The 14,758-nt window shown below is 57.8% G+C and carries 12 protein-coding genes, 1 tRNA gene and 1 pseudogene; 8 read left to right on the top strand and 6 right to left on the bottom strand.

Going from position 1 to position 14,758, the window contains the following annotated elements; translation table 11 throughout:
• The first annotated feature begins 91 nt into the window (after positions 1–91).
• Positions 92–871: a PaaI family thioesterase gene (locus QP888_RS07050; protein ID WP_284812818.1), complete on the top strand. Its 780-nt coding sequence runs from the start codon at positions 92–94 to the stop codon at positions 869–871.
• 24 nt (positions 872–895) lie between these two features.
• Positions 896–2,230, top strand: a complete 1,335-nt coding sequence (locus QP888_RS07045) for a M20/M25/M40 family metallo-hydrolase (protein ID WP_284812817.1) — start codon at positions 896–898, stop codon at positions 2,228–2,230.
• A gap of 20 nt (positions 2,231–2,250) precedes the next feature.
• Here the strand turns inward: QP888_RS07045 and QP888_RS07040 are convergent, their stop codons facing one another.
• The 6 genes from QP888_RS07040 to QP888_RS07015 form a co-directional block, all read right to left on the bottom strand.
• On the bottom strand, positions 2,251–3,297 hold the full coding sequence (locus tag QP888_RS07040; protein WP_284812837.1) for a FecCD family ABC transporter permease: 1,047 nt from the start codon (positions 3,295–3,297) through the stop codon (positions 2,251–2,253).
• Between the two features lie 2 nt (positions 3,298–3,299).
• Positions 3,300–4,466: a heme/hemin ABC transporter substrate-binding protein gene (locus QP888_RS07035; RefSeq protein WP_284812816.1), complete on the bottom strand. Its 1,167-nt coding sequence runs from the start codon at positions 4,464–4,466 to the stop codon at positions 3,300–3,302.
• A gap of 1 nt (position 4,467) precedes the next feature.
• The gene (locus QP888_RS07030; RefSeq protein WP_284812815.1) at positions 4,468–5,163 is read right to left on the bottom strand and encodes a biliverdin-producing heme oxygenase; all 696 of its coding nucleotides are present in this window, start codon (positions 5,161–5,163) and stop codon (positions 4,468–4,470) included.
• A gap of 228 nt (positions 5,164–5,391) precedes the next feature.
• On the bottom strand, positions 5,392–6,156 hold the full coding sequence (locus QP888_RS07025) for a hypothetical protein (protein ID WP_284812814.1): 765 nt from the start codon (positions 6,154–6,156) through the stop codon (positions 5,392–5,394).
• A complete protein-coding gene (locus QP888_RS07020; RefSeq protein WP_284812813.1) occupies positions 6,157–6,675 on the bottom strand; it encodes a hypothetical protein in 519 nt (172 codons plus the stop codon).
• A gap of 170 nt (positions 6,676–6,845) precedes the next feature.
• Positions 6,846–6,930 (bottom strand) — tRNA-Leu (locus QP888_RS07015).
• 295 nt (positions 6,931–7,225) lie between these two features.
• Here QP888_RS07015 and QP888_RS07010 point away from each other — a divergent pair.
• The 6 genes and pseudogenes from QP888_RS07010 to QP888_RS11275 all read left to right on the top strand — a co-directional run.
• Positions 7,226–8,137, top strand: coding sequence for an FHA domain-containing protein (locus QP888_RS07010; RefSeq protein WP_284812812.1), 912 nt, complete (start codon positions 7,226–7,228; stop codon positions 8,135–8,137).
• A gap of 30 nt (positions 8,138–8,167) precedes the next feature.
• The gene (locus tag QP888_RS07005) at positions 8,168–8,635 is read left to right on the top strand and encodes an FHA domain-containing protein FhaB/FipA (protein WP_284812810.1); all 468 of its coding nucleotides are present in this window, start codon (positions 8,168–8,170) and stop codon (positions 8,633–8,635) included.
• Entirely contained in the window at positions 8,636–10,084 is a 1,449-nt protein-coding gene (locus QP888_RS07000) for a PP2C family protein-serine/threonine phosphatase (RefSeq protein ID WP_284812809.1), read from the top strand. It begins immediately after the preceding gene.
• Positions 10,084–11,523: an FtsW/RodA/SpoVE family cell cycle protein gene (locus tag QP888_RS06995; protein WP_284812808.1), complete on the top strand. Its 1,440-nt coding sequence runs from the start codon at positions 10,084–10,086 to the stop codon at positions 11,521–11,523. Before QP888_RS07000 ends, QP888_RS06995 begins: the two co-directional genes overlap by 1 nt.
• Positions 11,520–12,947, top strand: coding sequence for a penicillin-binding transpeptidase domain-containing protein (locus tag QP888_RS06990; protein WP_284812807.1), 1,428 nt, complete (start codon positions 11,520–11,522; stop codon positions 12,945–12,947). Before QP888_RS06995 ends, QP888_RS06990 begins: the two co-directional genes overlap by 4 nt.
• A 3-nt stretch (positions 12,948–12,950) precedes the next feature.
• Positions 12,951–13,926 (top strand): annotated as a pseudogene (locus QP888_RS11275) (serine/threonine-protein kinase); the annotation flags it as partial.
• Positions 13,927–14,758 lie beyond the last annotated feature (832 nt).

The raw sequence follows: 14,758 nt of genomic DNA, 5'->3' as shown, positions 1-14,758 counted from the left end.
CCGTTCAATTCACACGCCCACTAGCCGTCGTAAAGCACCCCCAATTGTGTCCTAGAACAACTCAGGCGCATCTTACGTAAGCTAAATACTCATGAAATTAAAGAGCATTATCAACCCCGGAAATCGCACCGCAAAACCACTTTCGTTACAAAAACGATTGGTTAAACGCATGATGTCCAGCCCCGACAGCCTGCGGCGCATTCTCAACCTCTGGCCACCCCTCCGCGCCTCCGGAATCCGCATCGAAGAAATCACCGCCGATGCTTCCTATGCCAAGATCGTCTGGAATCGCACCTGGAAAAACGTCAACATGCACGGCGTTGCCTTCGGCGGCACCCTCTTTTCCATGGCCGACGTGATGGTCGGAACCCTGCTGCAACGTCGCATCGGCAACGGCTTCGAGGTCTGGACTCGCTCCGCATCCTTCCAATACCTCAAGCCGGGGCGCAACGGCGTCAGCATCGACGTTGAGCTTTCCGACGAGCTCGTCAACTGGGTCAAGCAGACCATCGACGAAGACGGCTACTGCAACCTGCCGTTTAGCTGCATGCTGAAAAACCGCGACGGCGAAGTTGCCGCCATTAGCCACCAAGAACTCCACGCCCGCCCGAAAGGTGGTGGCAAGCGCTCATCCAAACCGAAACACGCCAGCCAGCCACGCGGCTACATCCTGGAACACATGGCCACCGCCATCGCTTGGGCCGCCTTCCACGACACGCCAGAAACCTTGACGACGCTGCTTAGCCGCATGCGCCGGATGCCCAGCCAGGAAAAACAGCTAACCCACGTCTGCGCCACAGCGAAAGTCGAGGCCTCCTGGAACAACGAACAGCTGCAGAAATTCGGCGTACCAAGCAAATACCTGGATTAACCTGTAACCGCTACCCTGGCCCCTATGAGCCTGTACAACGACACTTTCACCCTGCTGCAAGAACTAATCCGCAACGGCTGCGTCAATGACCTCACCGCCGATTCCGGCACCGAGGAACGCAACGTCGCCACCCTGGAGAAGTTCTTCGCCGACACCCCCGGCATTTCCACCGAGAAATTCGAACCACACCCGCACCGGACATCCCTGGCAGTGACAGTGAAAGGCTCCGATCCGAACGCCGAGCCGCTCACCCTGCTCGGCCACATCGATGTCGTTCCCGTCGACGAGCCGAAATGGGCCACCAACCCGTTCGGCGCAGAGGTCATCGACGGTTTTATCTACGGCCGCGGCGCGATGGACATGCTGTTTATTACCGCCACCATGGCGGCAGTTACCCGGGAGATCGCCCGGCGCGGTCAACCCACCGGCACCCTGACGTTTGTGGCGCTTGCCGACGAAGAAGCCCGCGGTGGTTTGGGTGCCAAGTGGATTTCCGAGAACCAACCCGAAGCGTTTTCTTGGAAAAACTGCTTATCGGAAACCGGCGGTTCGCACCTGCCGGTGCGTGATGGCACGGATGCCATTGTCATCAACGTCGGAGAGAAGGGCGCCGGCCAGCGTCGCGTGTACATCAGTGGCGATGCCGGTCATGGTTCCACGCCGTATGGCAAGGACTTCGCCGTCGTCAAGATCGCCGAAGTTGCCCGTCGCATTGCCGCCATTACCCCACCGATGCTCGATAGCGAGACCTGGCAGGGTTTTGTGCGCGCGTTCCGTTTTGATCCGGACACAGAAAAAGCGCTTCTTGCAGGCGCTTCCGAGGAAGCATACGAGGCTTTTGGTGATCTCGCCGGTTATGCGCATGCGTTTTCGCACACCACCATTTCGCAGACCGTGCTGCGCGCCGGCGGTGCCATCAACGTTTTGCCTTCTGATGCCTACTTAGAGATGGATATCCGCCCATTACCCGGGCAAACCCAAGAAGATATCGACCAGCTGCTGCGGGAAGGTTTGGGTGATCTTGCCGACGACGTCACCATCGAGCACCTGATCGTCGAACCAGCCTCAGAATCACCCGCCGAGGGCCCATTGTGGGAGGCCATCGTGGAGACCATCGGCGAGTTTTTCCCGGATGTTCCGGTGATCCCGGTGTTGGCCACCGGCGGTTCTGACCTGCGCTTTGCCCGCCGATTGGGCGGGGTTGGTTACGGCTTTGCACTGCACGGGCGCGAGCGCACCCTGTTCGAGGCGAACAGGCAGCTGCACTCACACGACGAATGCTTGGCGGTGGAAGACCTGGACCTGACGGTGCGCGCGTACTGGTCGCTGGTCTCGAAATTTCTTGGTTCTGCTGTTTAAGCCATGCTGGCCACCAATCATTACGCTTGGCCCCTCCGCATCATCGCACGCAACAAAATGAAAAACGTCGGCCCGCCTACCAACGCGGTGAAAATGCCGATCGGCAGGTCCGCGAAAGCAATGATGCTGCGTGCAGCGGTGTCGGCCAGCACGATCAACACCGCACCACCGAGTGCCGAGGCCGGAAGCACAATCCGATTCGATGGCCCGGCCACCGTGCGAATGATGTGCGGTACCACCAGCCCAACAAACCCGATCAGCCCAGCATAGGCAACCGCACCAGCGGTCAGCAGCGTCGCCAACACCAGCGCATAATACCGCAACCGGGACACATCAATTCCGGTGTGCCCAGCCGCGCGATCACCGAGTGCGAGCACATCAAGCTTGCCGACGAGCAACAACGCCAAGGCAATACCAGCGGCGGTCAGCACCGCGACGACGGAAACATGCGCCCACTTGGCCCCGGACAACGAACCCATCTGCCAAAAGACCACCTGCTCACGCGAACTCGTCGGCGCGATAAAAATGAAAAACGAGATCAACGCCCCGGCCACCGCATTGACCGCGATGCCCACCAGCACGAGGTTCACTACCCGTATGCGTCCGCCCATTCGGGCTAGCTGGTACACCAACCAAGTGGTCAGCAACCCGGTCACAAACGCGAACGCCGGGACCGTCGTCGCACCAAACCACGTAATGCCCAGCACGATCGCCACGGATGCACCCACGCCGGCACCGGCGGTGACACCAATCACGGACGGTTCCGCCAGCGGGTTCGCGAACACGGCCTGCATCAGCGCGCCACCCACCCCCAGGGCAGCACCCACCAGCACACCAAGCAACAAGCGCGGCAAGCGGATCTGCCAGATCACGGATTCATCCATTGCCTGCGCACCCAACGGGCCCACAGCCAGAATGCGCGGCAGTTCAGCAAGCGGCACCCGGTATTGGCCTATCGCCAACGAGGCCAGCATGCCGCCGACGAGTACAACCGCGAGCACGACAAACAACAGCACCCGGTTACGGTGCCGGGTGCGCAAAACTTGGTGCGTGTGCTGACTATCCATCACTATTCGTCATGATAGATCGCCTTCGCAGTGGCCAACAGCAACTGCCCTGATTGTGGACCAAAAGCCAACGCCTGCCCGTCGGGAAGCGCAATCACTCGCTGTTTTTGCCCCGCGATGGTTTGCGCCACGCCCGGGCGATCCAGCAAGCCCTCAATATCGCCAATGGAGCGCAAACTGCCAGACATCATGATGTAAACCTCCGGGTTTAACTCCGCGAGGGCTTCCGGGCTGGCCGGAGACTGCGAACCAATACCGTTCGCCGTGGCCACATCAACACCACCGATACCTTCAATCAGATCATCGGTGCCGGAATCACGGCCCAAGATATAAAACACGCCGCTTTCCCCGCGGGCATACAAAAACGCCATACGCAGCGGGTCTTTCGGAGCAATCTGCGCGATCGCAGTTTTGGCGTCGTCCAGTTCTTCCTCGCTGCGCTGGGCGAGCGCCACACCTTCGTCGGCAACACCCAAAACCTCACCCATCCGGCGGATCTGCGCGCCCATGGCTTCCAGGCTGCGATCTTCTGCCAACACGACGGTGGTCACTCCGGCCGCGCGCACCTGGTCAATGACTTCGCTCGGGCCGATCGAATGGTTAATCACCAGCACGCTCGGGTTCAGCTCTAGGATCGCTTCGGCATTCAGCGCGTGCGCACCATGGGTGACCACCGGCAGTTCAGCCAGGGATTCTTCCTGCGACGCAACGGTGCGCCCGACGAGGTTATCTGCCAAGCCCAGCCCACGAACAGTTTTGGTGAATGTACCATAAAAATCTATCGCCAAAATGCGGGAAACATCCTCGACGACGACGTCATAACCATCCGCATCGGTGACCGAAACCGGAAGCTGTGGTGTCGGAGAATTAGTCACCGGGACTACTTCATCAAGGTCCGAGACGATAGTGCCGCCCTGAAAACTGCGCGGGTCGGCCGCACTGCCATTATCGACGACGTCTTTTGTGAGGTTCTGGTGCGCCGAAGGCTCATCCCACGATGCGCATGCCGAAACCCCCAACCCGGCTACCGCGAAAGCTGCAGCATAGGCGGGGGCGAGAAACCAGCGGCGGCGGATACTGTGCGTACTGTGCGGCCGGTTGTGGGCTACATTCGTGGAGAAATTCTTGGAACGATTGTTGGAGTTATTCTTGGAATTATTCCCAGCCATACTAGTTTTTTACCGGAACCTCACCGGGAAACCGAGCCGACAGGGCAGCAAACAGGTCAAAGTTGCACTGGAAAGCGGCGACGGCCTCGTCGAGAAGCTCTGTGCGCTGGGCATCCGTCAGCACCAGAGAGTCGAGCATTGAGCGATAAGAATCGCGGTACGGCTTGGGTTTTCCGAGAGCGGAAAAGTCGTAAAAACTAAGCTCCTGCTCACCCATGCCGTAGTGGCGCTGCAACATACGCGCGATAACTTGACCACCAGACACGTCGCCAAGATAACGCACGTAATGGTGTGCAAGGATGCGGACTTCGTTGCCGGGCACGTCCATCTTTTCGATGCGCTCGACATATGCTGCGGTCGCTGGCATGACGCGCACCCGTTCGCCCCAGTCATGTCCAGCCATGCTAACCAGGTCAGAATCCAGCGCCATGCGGCGTTCCAGGCGTGGGTCTGCATAATTGGCACCGATTGGGCTGCCTGCCACGGTGCGCACGGCGTGCTCAAGAGCATCGTAGATGAACCACATTTGCGCGTGGTATTCAGCGATCGCGTCTCGTCCGAGTTGGCCTTTCAGCAGCCGGTGCATGAAATCCGAGGTCTCTGCATCTTCGTGGGCCGCAAGGGTGTATTCGCGCAACTGCTTGGACAATGGCTGCTGCGTGGTGTGCTCAAAGAGCATGGTAGTCGCGGTAGGCATTAGTATTTCCCTTCGTCGTCAGACTCTGGCTTCGTGGCTTACGTGGCTACTGCGATCAGCATGACCTGTTGTCTATATGATCCACCGTCAACATGATCGGCTGTGATCTGCGTGCCGACGCCTGAGTCTCACCTTATTAAGTTAGCCTTAGCCTAACTGGAATGACGTGGGTAAAACAAGGTTTGCCACACCAAAATCGGAAATTTCGACCGAAAGTATGATGGCTTTCTAAATGCCACGCTCTCGTCTAATCATTTCTTCAACGTCACGAAGAGGCCGTGGCAGTCTGAGATCTCGATCTTTCCTGATAGTAAGGATGCCCCGAACCGCTCTTTCTTCAGCTTCCTCATCATTGAGTTCCTCCCACATTTCTAGGTCACTAAGTTCCGAACTAGAAAGCAAGTAATTAAATGCTTGGTTTTCGGATTTCGTTAGCCCGCGATTGGCGTAAACAGTCGAGCAAGCAAAAAGGGCAATTGCATCGCGTAAATGCCGCGAAATATCAGCACTTGGCTGCCGGTAGGCTCTCCCCTTCAATGCAATAGCCGACCAAATATTCGGGACCTTAAATGGAAAACCGCTAGTTCCGACCAATTCAATGACTTCTTTATCAGTCCCATCATTGTAGACCCCCAAAGCCGAACTTGAACCAGGGCATTGAATTGTGCGATAACCATCCCACTTCAATTCTCTCTGACGGTCTTTCACCAACACATCAACATAACTGCCATCTAAACGACGAAATCGGTGCAGGGTAGTCCCTTCAAAGTTTGGCTGCGCTACAAATCCAGAGCCTTCGAGCCGCGCCTTTATCTGTGGTAATGATTCCGGAGCGGATTCAACCAATACATCAACGTCAGAAGTAGACCGAGTGTAGGAAACCTCAGCTAGTAAACAGTGCGCATGGACCATCATTCCGCCAACAAGGAGCCAGCCAGTTCCGTCTAAAATTTGGGAAATCTCGGACACAAGAGGAAGGTCGATACGTCTCATTTACGCAGCCTGGTCTCCTATCAAATTTTCCTTTCGCATCTTCTGTGCGATCGCATGCTTCAAGCGGCCGTCAGCCAGAAAATACGCATCCATGAGCGCTCGCTCAAAAGAAAGGTCAGTTTCTCGAATTAGCACAAGAGTCGAAGACGGTTTTTCGCTAAGTGAAATCCCAAATTTCTCCTCAAATACTGCTTCCGATTCAGACTGGAGCGTACAGCGTCCTCGCGAAAGCAGGCCGTAAGAACGCAGATCTAACCGCCATTCTCCGACGTAACTATCTCGATCAAAAAGAGATGATTCACAACCATGAGCGAACAAGATCTGCCTAGCCGGGAAAAGGAATTTAGGCCCGAAAAGTTCGCGGGCTTCATCTGAGAAATACCTGATAAGAGCTATAGCCATACGCTTATCTATTGCACCATCTGAACCAAAGATGATGCCCAAATCTTGGATGGTCTGCTTGAATACTGCTTCATCTACGGCAATCTCTGCCAGAAGCTCGCTTTCTGTTAGCCTCATCTGCCCTCACCTCCCCATTCCGGAATATCAATTAAGTTACCGGAACGATGCCGAAAGTAAAGAGGAAAGATAAATACCGGTTATAGAGGGGTAATAGACGCAACGTCCCCTAGAGTCCACAACCAGGCCACTAGATTGCTAGTGCAACCCTGCGACCTGGTAAAATACTGTGCCCGGGGCGGGACTTGAACCCGCACGTCCTATAAGGACACTGGCACCTGAAGCCAGCGCGTCTGCCAATTCCGCCACCCGGGCTGGGTGTCAATTGTGCCAAACACGCGGTGTCTGACTTGGCGACTTAATGAAGATAACACGATTCCCGAACTAATTAACAAATCGGCAGCTCAATCGCAGTATTTTCCAGGTAGAAACTCCGGAAAAATCCTGCAAAAACCCGCTGACCACGCCGGACTGACTTACATTTTTTGACCTAGGACACTTTATACTGGGAGACACTTGGTTTTCAGCCAGCTTCTATCAATCGCGGATACCCGCAAGGTTGACTGAAAGAAACACCCAGTATTCAAATCCAGAAAGGAGGGCTCGCGCAATGGCATTAATGTCCCGGTTTGCCAAGCTCGACAGCGCCATGCAGCGCGGCCTCGACAACGGCATCGCCCTGATTTTCGGCGGCAAGGTCGTGCCCGCGGAAATTGAGGAGCTTCTCAAACAAGAAGCCCAAGATAATCTTTCCGCGACCGCCCGCGGCTATGTTCCCAATGTGTACGCCGTAGGAGTTTCCTCGAAGGATCTGGAGAATCTTTCCCAAGACAGGCAACTACCCAACAGCCTGGCGGACCAGCTGGCGCGTTTCTTACGCAATGAGGGCATGGAAACCTTTGGCCCCGTGATCGTGCGCATCGCCGAAGAATCCGGCCTGCGCACCGGTCAGCTACGGGTCTCATCTTTTGCTGATGCGCAGCCGGTAGAACACTCCGGCTTCGACGCCATCATCACCCATGACGATAACGATAATCCCGAAAACGATGGCACTGGTCACCGCACCAGCAGCCAACAGGAGGAATCCCCTGCCATGACTAGCTCCCCGTATTCCGACGGATCGAACCAACCGGCCGCACAGGACGCCACGACGACGATGTTCCGGAGCGAAGACGTCGACAAGCAAAACCGTGAAAGCCAGGATCGGCAGCCGGAAGAGGAAACCACCCGCGTCTCCCTGATGCTGCAAGATGGTTCTTCCCGCAGCTACTTGGTGGAAGAAGGCTCCAACGTCATCGGACGCAGCAACGACGCTGACCTGCGCATCCCAGATACCGGCGTGTCCCGACAGCACGCAGAGATCACCTGGGACGGCCGTGATGCCATCCTGGTAGACCTGCAGTCGACCAACGGCACAACTGTGAATGACACACCAATCGAAAACTGGCTTCTAGCTGACGGAGACGTCATTACTGTGGGACACTCTCACATTGAAGTCCGTATTACTTACCCTAATTCTTAATCCCCCGACTCTTAGCGAAGGAAGGCCACCATGGATTCAGTCCTCGTGTTTGGGCTACGCATCGGCCTACTAGTGCTGTTGTGGCTGTTCATTCTGGTGGCGCTTAATGCCATGCGCCGCGACGCCAAGTTCGCTGCGGCGGGCACCGCACCAAAAGCCGCAGCCAACTCTGGTTTTGTGGCACCGGCTCCGCGTTCCCGCAAGCCAGCCGCCCAAATCACGGTGATTGAAGGGCCTTTGCGTGGCTCGCACATGCAGATTAGTTCGCTAGAAGAGTTCACCGTCGGCCGGGCACCAGATTGTGATTTCGTCGTCGGTGATGATTACGCCTCGTCGCGCCACGCCCGGCTTTTCCGCCGTGGCAGCGAATGGTTCGTCGAGGATTTGGACTCTCGAAACGGCACTTTCGTCTCTGGCGCCCGCATTGACCAGCCAGAACGCGTCGCCGTGGGAACTGATATTAAACTGGGGCGTTCACTACTGAGGCTGGTGCCATAGATGTCTCCATCGAAAAATTCACTGAAACTGAACTACACCGCGGCCTCGGACCGCGGTCTTGTTCGTACTAACAACGAAGATTCCGCCTTCGCCGGCCGGAATCTTTTGGTGCTCGCCGACGGCATGGGTGGCCACGCCGCCGGAGAAGTTGCCTCCCAGCTGCTGGTCACCACCATGCAGCGCCTGGACCGCGACCCAGGTGACAATGACATGCTTGCCCTGTTGGGCACAGCTGCCGATGATGCCAACGCAGCCATCGCGGATACTGTGCGGCAACGCCCCGAAACCGAAGGCATGGGTACCACCTGTACCGCGCTGATGTTTAACGGCACCACGTTTGGCATGTGCCATGTGGGCGATTCGCGCGGCTACCGTCTCCGCGACGGCAAGCTAGAGCAAATCACCATCGACGACACCTATGTGCAGTCCTTGGTGGATTCCGGCAGCTTGAAGCCGGAAGACGTGTCCACGCACCCACAAAAATCGTTGATCTTGAAAGCCTATACCGGTCGTCCGGTGGATCCGACGCTGCGGATTCTCGACGCCAAACCTGGGGATCGTTTATTGCTGTGCTCGGATGGATTGTCTGATCCCGTCACCTCCGACACCATCGAAACCACGCTGCAGGAAGGCACCCCGGAGCAGGCTGCCACGCGCCTGATTGATCTGGCGCTGCGTTCTGGCGGTCCGGATAACGTCACCGTCGTGGTGGCTGATGTTGTCGCTGGTGATGACGACACTGCCACGTTGCCAGACGCCCCAGTAAGCGCCGGTGCACTGGCATTACCGGAGTCTGAACGCGCCCACCCGGATACCGCCGCGGGCCGGGCGGCCGCATTGAGCCGTCGCCCGCAGGTGGTAGAACCACATGCGCAGGGCGTGAGCAATAAGGACGCCCACGACGCAGGTAAAAGCAGCGCAGAAGCCAACGGCTCTGGTGCTCACGAATCCGCCGATCATCCCAGTAAACGAGGGCGTAATTGGGCGCTGGCCGTCGTGGTGTTAATCCTCATCGCCGGCGTAGTCGGCGGCGGTTGGTGGGCGTATTCGTCATCACAAAACAAGTACTACATCGCCACCACCGATTCTGATGAGCTAATCATCGAACGCGGCGTGGATTTTTCCCTGTTCGGGCAAGACTTGCATGAGCCCTACCAGCGCGTGTGCTTGACCGCAGAAGACGAAGTACGCACCACCGATTTTGGCGAGAAACCCGCCGGGGATTGCCACCCATTTTCGCTGACAGATCTGCCGGGTTCCGTGCGTGGTTCAATCAATCACCTGGATTCCGGCTCCTATTCCGAAGTCACAGACCAACTGCAGCGGTTATCCGATAAGGCGTTGCCAGTTTGCGTGAATCGCGCGGACAAAGCCGAGCAGGAAGGCTCAGATTCTGCCGACGACGGTGGGCTTTCCACCCCCGGCGTGAACTGCAGGGAGGTGTCCTAATGTCCCGAGTATTCATTCGCTCGACAGAACTAGGCTTGCTCATCGTCGCAGCCATCGCGTTTGCCGCCACTCTGGCCAGCTTCGAGTTATCTCAGGGCTCGACGTTGTCGGTGCATTTTCTGTATTACGTCGGCGGGTTCATCGGCGTGTTTGCCGTGGCGCATATCGCGCTGACAATCTGGGCTCCCTATGCCGATCAGGTCATGTTGCCGGTGGTCAGCCTGCTCAACGGTCTGGGTTTGATCATGGTGTACCGCATCGATGCGGCAAAAGACTTGGGCCTGGCCAACCGCCAAATCATGTGGTCGGTGGTTGGTGTCGCACTCTTGATCGCGGTGCTGATCATCGTGCGGGATCACAAGGTGCTCACCCGTTATTCCTATCTGCTGGGTGCATTCGGCTTAGTCTTGCTGGCGCTGCCGCTGGTGTGGCCAACGTCCATCAACGCCGATGCTCGCATCTGGATCCAGATTGGTAGCTTCACGCTGCAGCCGGGTGAATTCTCTAAAATCCTGTTGTTAATGTTTTTCGCCCAATTGCTGGTGCAAAAACGTGCGCTGTTTACCGTCGCGGGCTACCGAGTTTTCGGTATTTCTTTCCCGCGTCTGCGCGATCTTGCCCCGATCTTGCTGGTCTGGGCAATCGCGATTTTAATCATGGCGATATCCAACGACTTCGGCCCTGTACTGCTGCTGTTTAGCACCGTGCTGGGGATGCTGTTTATGGCCACCGGTCGCTGGTCCTGGCTGATCATCGGCTTGGGCCTGACCGCCGTCGGTGGAGCTTTTGTGTACTCGCTATCGGCGAAAATCCAAGATCGTTTTTCGGCTTTCCGGAACCCGCTTGCCGACGTCGACGGCAGCGGTTTCCAGCTGTCCCAATCCCTATTCGGCTTGTCCTGGGGCGGGGTCACCGGCGCCGGTTTGGGCGAAGGGCACCCCGATATCATCCCGGTGGTGTGGACGGACTTCATCCTCGCCGCCATCGGTGAAGAACTAGGCTTGATTGGCCTGGCAGGCGTGTTGATCTTGTTTGCGCTGCTGGTCTCACGTGGTTTCCACACCTCGCTGAAAGTCCGTGATTCCTACGGCAAGCTGCTAGCCGCCGGCCTCTCGCTGACGATGGCTATCCAGATCTTCGTCGTCGTCGGTGGCATCACAGCGCTGTTGCCGATGACTGGTCTGACCACCCCATTTATGTCTGCTGGTGGTTCTTCGTTAATGGCTAACTACGTGTTGCTAGCTCTGCTGCTGCGCATCTCCAATGCTGCGCGTCGTCCAGCAGAAGAATCCAGTACCACTAACATGCGCGCTGGTGGGGGTGCTGCGGCACCCGCGCAACCGGGTACACATAACGCACCGGGCATGGGCCAAACCGGGCTTTTCCGCATGCAGCAATCCGCACAGTCACCGCAGTACTCGCAGGAGGCGAAACGATGAACCGATCTATTCGCCTAGTCGCCGTTTTTGCCATCATTCTGACCATTATTTTGCTGGTAAATCTCACCGTCATCCAGGCATTCCAGGAAGACAAATACGCCAACCACCCCGCCAACCAGCGTGGTTTCTACGATTCACAAACCATCGCGCGTGGACAAATCTCTGCCGGTGGCCAGGTATTGGCGGAATCACTACCGAACGCGGATGAAACCTATACGCGCAACTACCCCACCAACCCCCCTGCATTTAGCGCTACTGTTGGTTATCTCTCGGACCAGTTCGGCGCCTCCCAGTTGGAGCAATCGCACAACGAAATTCTGAATGGCACGGATTCGTCGCTGTTGAGCAGCAACTGGCGTGACATCATCACCGGTAAACAACCCAATGGTGCCAACCTGGAATTAACCATCGACCCGAATATGCAGCAGTTCGCCTACCAGCAGCTGGCAGAGATGGGTTACCAGGGAGCGTCGGTGGCTATCCAACCGTCGACCGGTGCGATTAAATCCATGGCGTCGACCCCAAGCTTCGACCAAAACGCCCTGGTGGGCGAGGGAGCAGAACAAGCCTGGGCGGAGCTGACCAGCACCGAGGGTAACCCGCTGCTGAACCACGCCACCCAGGAAACACTGCCTCCGGGTTCGATCTTCAAGATCATCACCACCGCCGCCGGTATCGAGGCTGGCTATGGGCCGCAATCAACCCTGACCGGTGCTCCGGCGATCACGCTGCCGAATACCACCACGGAGTTGACCAACTACGCCGGTCAAGCGTGTGCCGGTTCGGATGCGGTGAGTTTGCTGACTGCGTTCCAGTATTCGTGCAACACTGCCTTCGTCGAAATGGGCATCGACATCGGAACCGACGCGCTGCGTGATACCGCGCACGCCTTCGGCATCGGAGAAAACTATGACCTGGGCATTCCGACCTCACCAGGAGCACTCGGCGACCTTCCGGATGAAGCCGCCCTGGGTCAGTCCTCGATCGGACAGCGCGACGTCACCATGTCCGCGCTGCAGGCAGCTGTGATGGCAGCAACCATCGCCAACGACGGTGAACGCATGAAACCGTACGTCGTCGACAAGATCACCAGTTCCAACCTGCGCGATATCAAAACCACTAAGCCGCAATCGCTCAACCGCGCGATCCCGGAAGAAACCGCAGCAACCATCGAGGAAATGATGCGGGCCTCGGAACAGCACACCATCGGTGCTTCTGCTGGCGATGTGGCATCCAAGACGGGTACCGCAGAACACGCAGAAGGCTCCGCCCCGCACACCTGGTACGTGGCTTATTTGCCGGATGCAGATTTGGCGGTGGCTGTCGTCGTCAAGAACGGTGGCGGCCAAGGCGCAGGTGCTACCGGTGGCTCTGTTGCCGCACCACTGGGCCGGGCTCTGCTCGACTTTGGTAGGGGGCAATAACGTATGGCTGATGTCAATAATCGCGAAATCATCCAAACCCTTGTCGGCGACAACTATGAGCTGCAATGGGTCATTGGCCACGGAGGCATGTCCACGGTGTGGCTTGCCGACGATCACCGCAACGACCGCGAAGTGGCCATTAAAATTCTGCGGCCGGAGTTTTCCGATAACAATGAGTTTTTGGATCGCTTCCGCAACGAGGCCGATGCCGCGCGTTCCATCGAGTCGGATAATGTGGTCGCCACCTACGATTACGGTGAGGTCACAGAAGATAATGGCCACACGTTCTGCTTTATCGTCATGGAATACGTCCGCGGTGAATCGTTGGCGGATCTACTGCAGCGCGAAGGCAACCTGGATGAATCGCTCGCACTCGACGTGCTGGAGCAGGCCGCACATGGCTTGTCCATCATCCACCGCATGGGGTTGGTGCACCGAGATATCAAACCGGGCAACCTGCTGGTCACGCAAAACGGGCAGGTAAAAATCGCCGATTTTGGTATCGCGAAAGCCGCCGAGGCCGTCCCGTTGACCCGCACCGGCATGGTGGTCGGTACCGCGCAATACGTCTCGCCGGAACAAGCGCAAGGCCATTCCGTAACCCCGGCATCGGATGTATATTCGCTGGGCGTTGTGGGCTACGAGATGCTGGCAGGTAAACGCCCTTTCCACGGTGATTCTTCCGTCTCCGTGGCGCTCGCACACATTAACCAGGCACCTGAGGCCTTGTCGACGCAGGTCAGCGCCCCGGCGCGCGAGTTGATTGGGATTGCGCTGCGCAAGGATGCCTATACGCGGTTTGCCGATGGCAATGAATTTGCCGTGGCTGCGTCCAGGGTGCGGTTGGGCCAGCGCCCACCAGCACCGAAATCTGCAGCCTTGGCGGCGGTGGCGCAAGAACCAGCACCGTCGGCCTCGACGCAACAACTGAGCCAGGTGACGAACGCGCGCACGGCCAGCCCGTCAACTGCGCGTCCGCGTACCCCGCAACCGGTTCCAGCTCCGGCTGCCCACGTTGCGCAGGTACAGCAACGGGCCGTCGGCCAGCCATACACGGGCACCGGACAAGCGGTTCCGGTACAGACGGTGCACCGAAAGAAAAGCTCGGGTGCCGGGGCTGGTTTTGGTTGCGGAATGTTTGTCGCCGTCGTTATCGCTGGTATTGCCGCTGTTGCTCTGTGGTTCATGGCTACCTATAGCAATGCCTTGGACGGGATTTTGGATCGCGACCCGCGGCCGGCATCGTCGACACCGGCCACCGAAACCGACCCGGTGATCGTGACCGAATGGGTGGATCCACCAGCCAACCGGGGTGGTTCCAGCGGTTCTGGTAATTCTGGCGGCTCCGGGCAAGGTTCGGGTGCTGGCGGATCGGGTGCTGGCCAAGGATCCGGTGGCCCAGGTAATGGCCAAGGCACCAGTGGCGGGTCTGGTCACGGCCGTGACAACGGAACCGGTGCTGGTGATGGCGCTGGCAACAGTGGCGGTGGCGGCAACGCGCCGCAGGGACCGAATCAACAGCCGGGCCAGCAAGGCGGCCAGGGTGGTCAAGGCGGTCAGGGTGGTCAAGGCGGTCAAAGTGGTCAAGGCAGCGGCAATGCCGGTAACAATTCCGGTGGTAATGCGGGCACTGGTGGCGGCCAAAATACTTCCGATGCCACCTCAGGCGTGGGCCAGCGTGGCGGGCAATCCGGCCTCGGCACAAACCACGGCACAAACCAGGGTGCAGGCAACGGCACCGGGAACGGCCAATCTGGGCAGGGTAACGCCAGAAACGGCCAGCAAGCTGGTGGATCCCGCCCACAGGGCGC

Source organism: Corynebacterium sp. MSK297 (assembly GCF_030232885.1).
In the GTDB taxonomy this organism is placed as follows: Bacteria; Actinomycetota; Actinomycetes; order Mycobacteriales; family Mycobacteriaceae; genus Corynebacterium.
This window is presented reverse-complemented; position numbering and strand designations above follow the sequence as displayed.

Excerpts from the sequence above, each read along its gene's own strand:
- QP888_RS06990 (WP_284812807.1), top strand. The coding sequence starts at position 11,520 with ATGAACCGATCTATTCGCCTAGTCGCCGTTTTTGCCATCATTCTGACC.
- QP888_RS06995 (WP_284812808.1), top strand. The coding sequence starts at position 10,084 with ATGTCCCGAGTATTCATTCGCTCGACAGAACTAGGCTTGCTCATCGTC.
- QP888_RS07010 (WP_284812812.1), top strand. The coding sequence starts at position 7,226 with ATGGCATTAATGTCCCGGTTTGCCAAGCTCGACAGCGCCATGCAGCGC.
- QP888_RS07045 (WP_284812817.1), top strand. The coding sequence starts at position 896 with ATGAGCCTGTACAACGACACTTTCACCCTGCTGCAAGAACTAATCCGC.
- QP888_RS07005 (WP_284812810.1), top strand. The coding sequence starts at position 8,168 with ATGGATTCAGTCCTCGTGTTTGGGCTACGCATCGGCCTACTAGTGCTG.
- QP888_RS07040 (WP_284812837.1), bottom strand. The coding sequence starts at position 3,297 with ATGGATAGTCAGCACACGCACCAAGTTTTGCGCACCCGGCACCGTAAC.
- QP888_RS07030 (WP_284812815.1), bottom strand. The coding sequence starts at position 5,163 with ATGCCTACCGCGACTACCATGCTCTTTGAGCACACCACGCAGCAGCCA.
- QP888_RS07035 (WP_284812816.1), bottom strand. The coding sequence starts at position 4,466 with ATGGCTGGGAATAATTCCAAGAATAACTCCAACAATCGTTCCAAGAAT.
- QP888_RS07000 (WP_284812809.1), top strand. The coding sequence starts at position 8,636 with ATGTCTCCATCGAAAAATTCACTGAAACTGAACTACACCGCGGCCTCG.
- QP888_RS07050 (WP_284812818.1), top strand. The coding sequence starts at position 92 with ATGAAATTAAAGAGCATTATCAACCCCGGAAATCGCACCGCAAAACCA.
- QP888_RS07020 (WP_284812813.1), bottom strand. The coding sequence starts at position 6,675 with ATGAGGCTAACAGAAAGCGAGCTTCTGGCAGAGATTGCCGTAGATGAA.
- QP888_RS07025 (WP_284812814.1), bottom strand. The coding sequence starts at position 6,156 with ATGAGACGTATCGACCTTCCTCTTGTGTCCGAGATTTCCCAAATTTTA.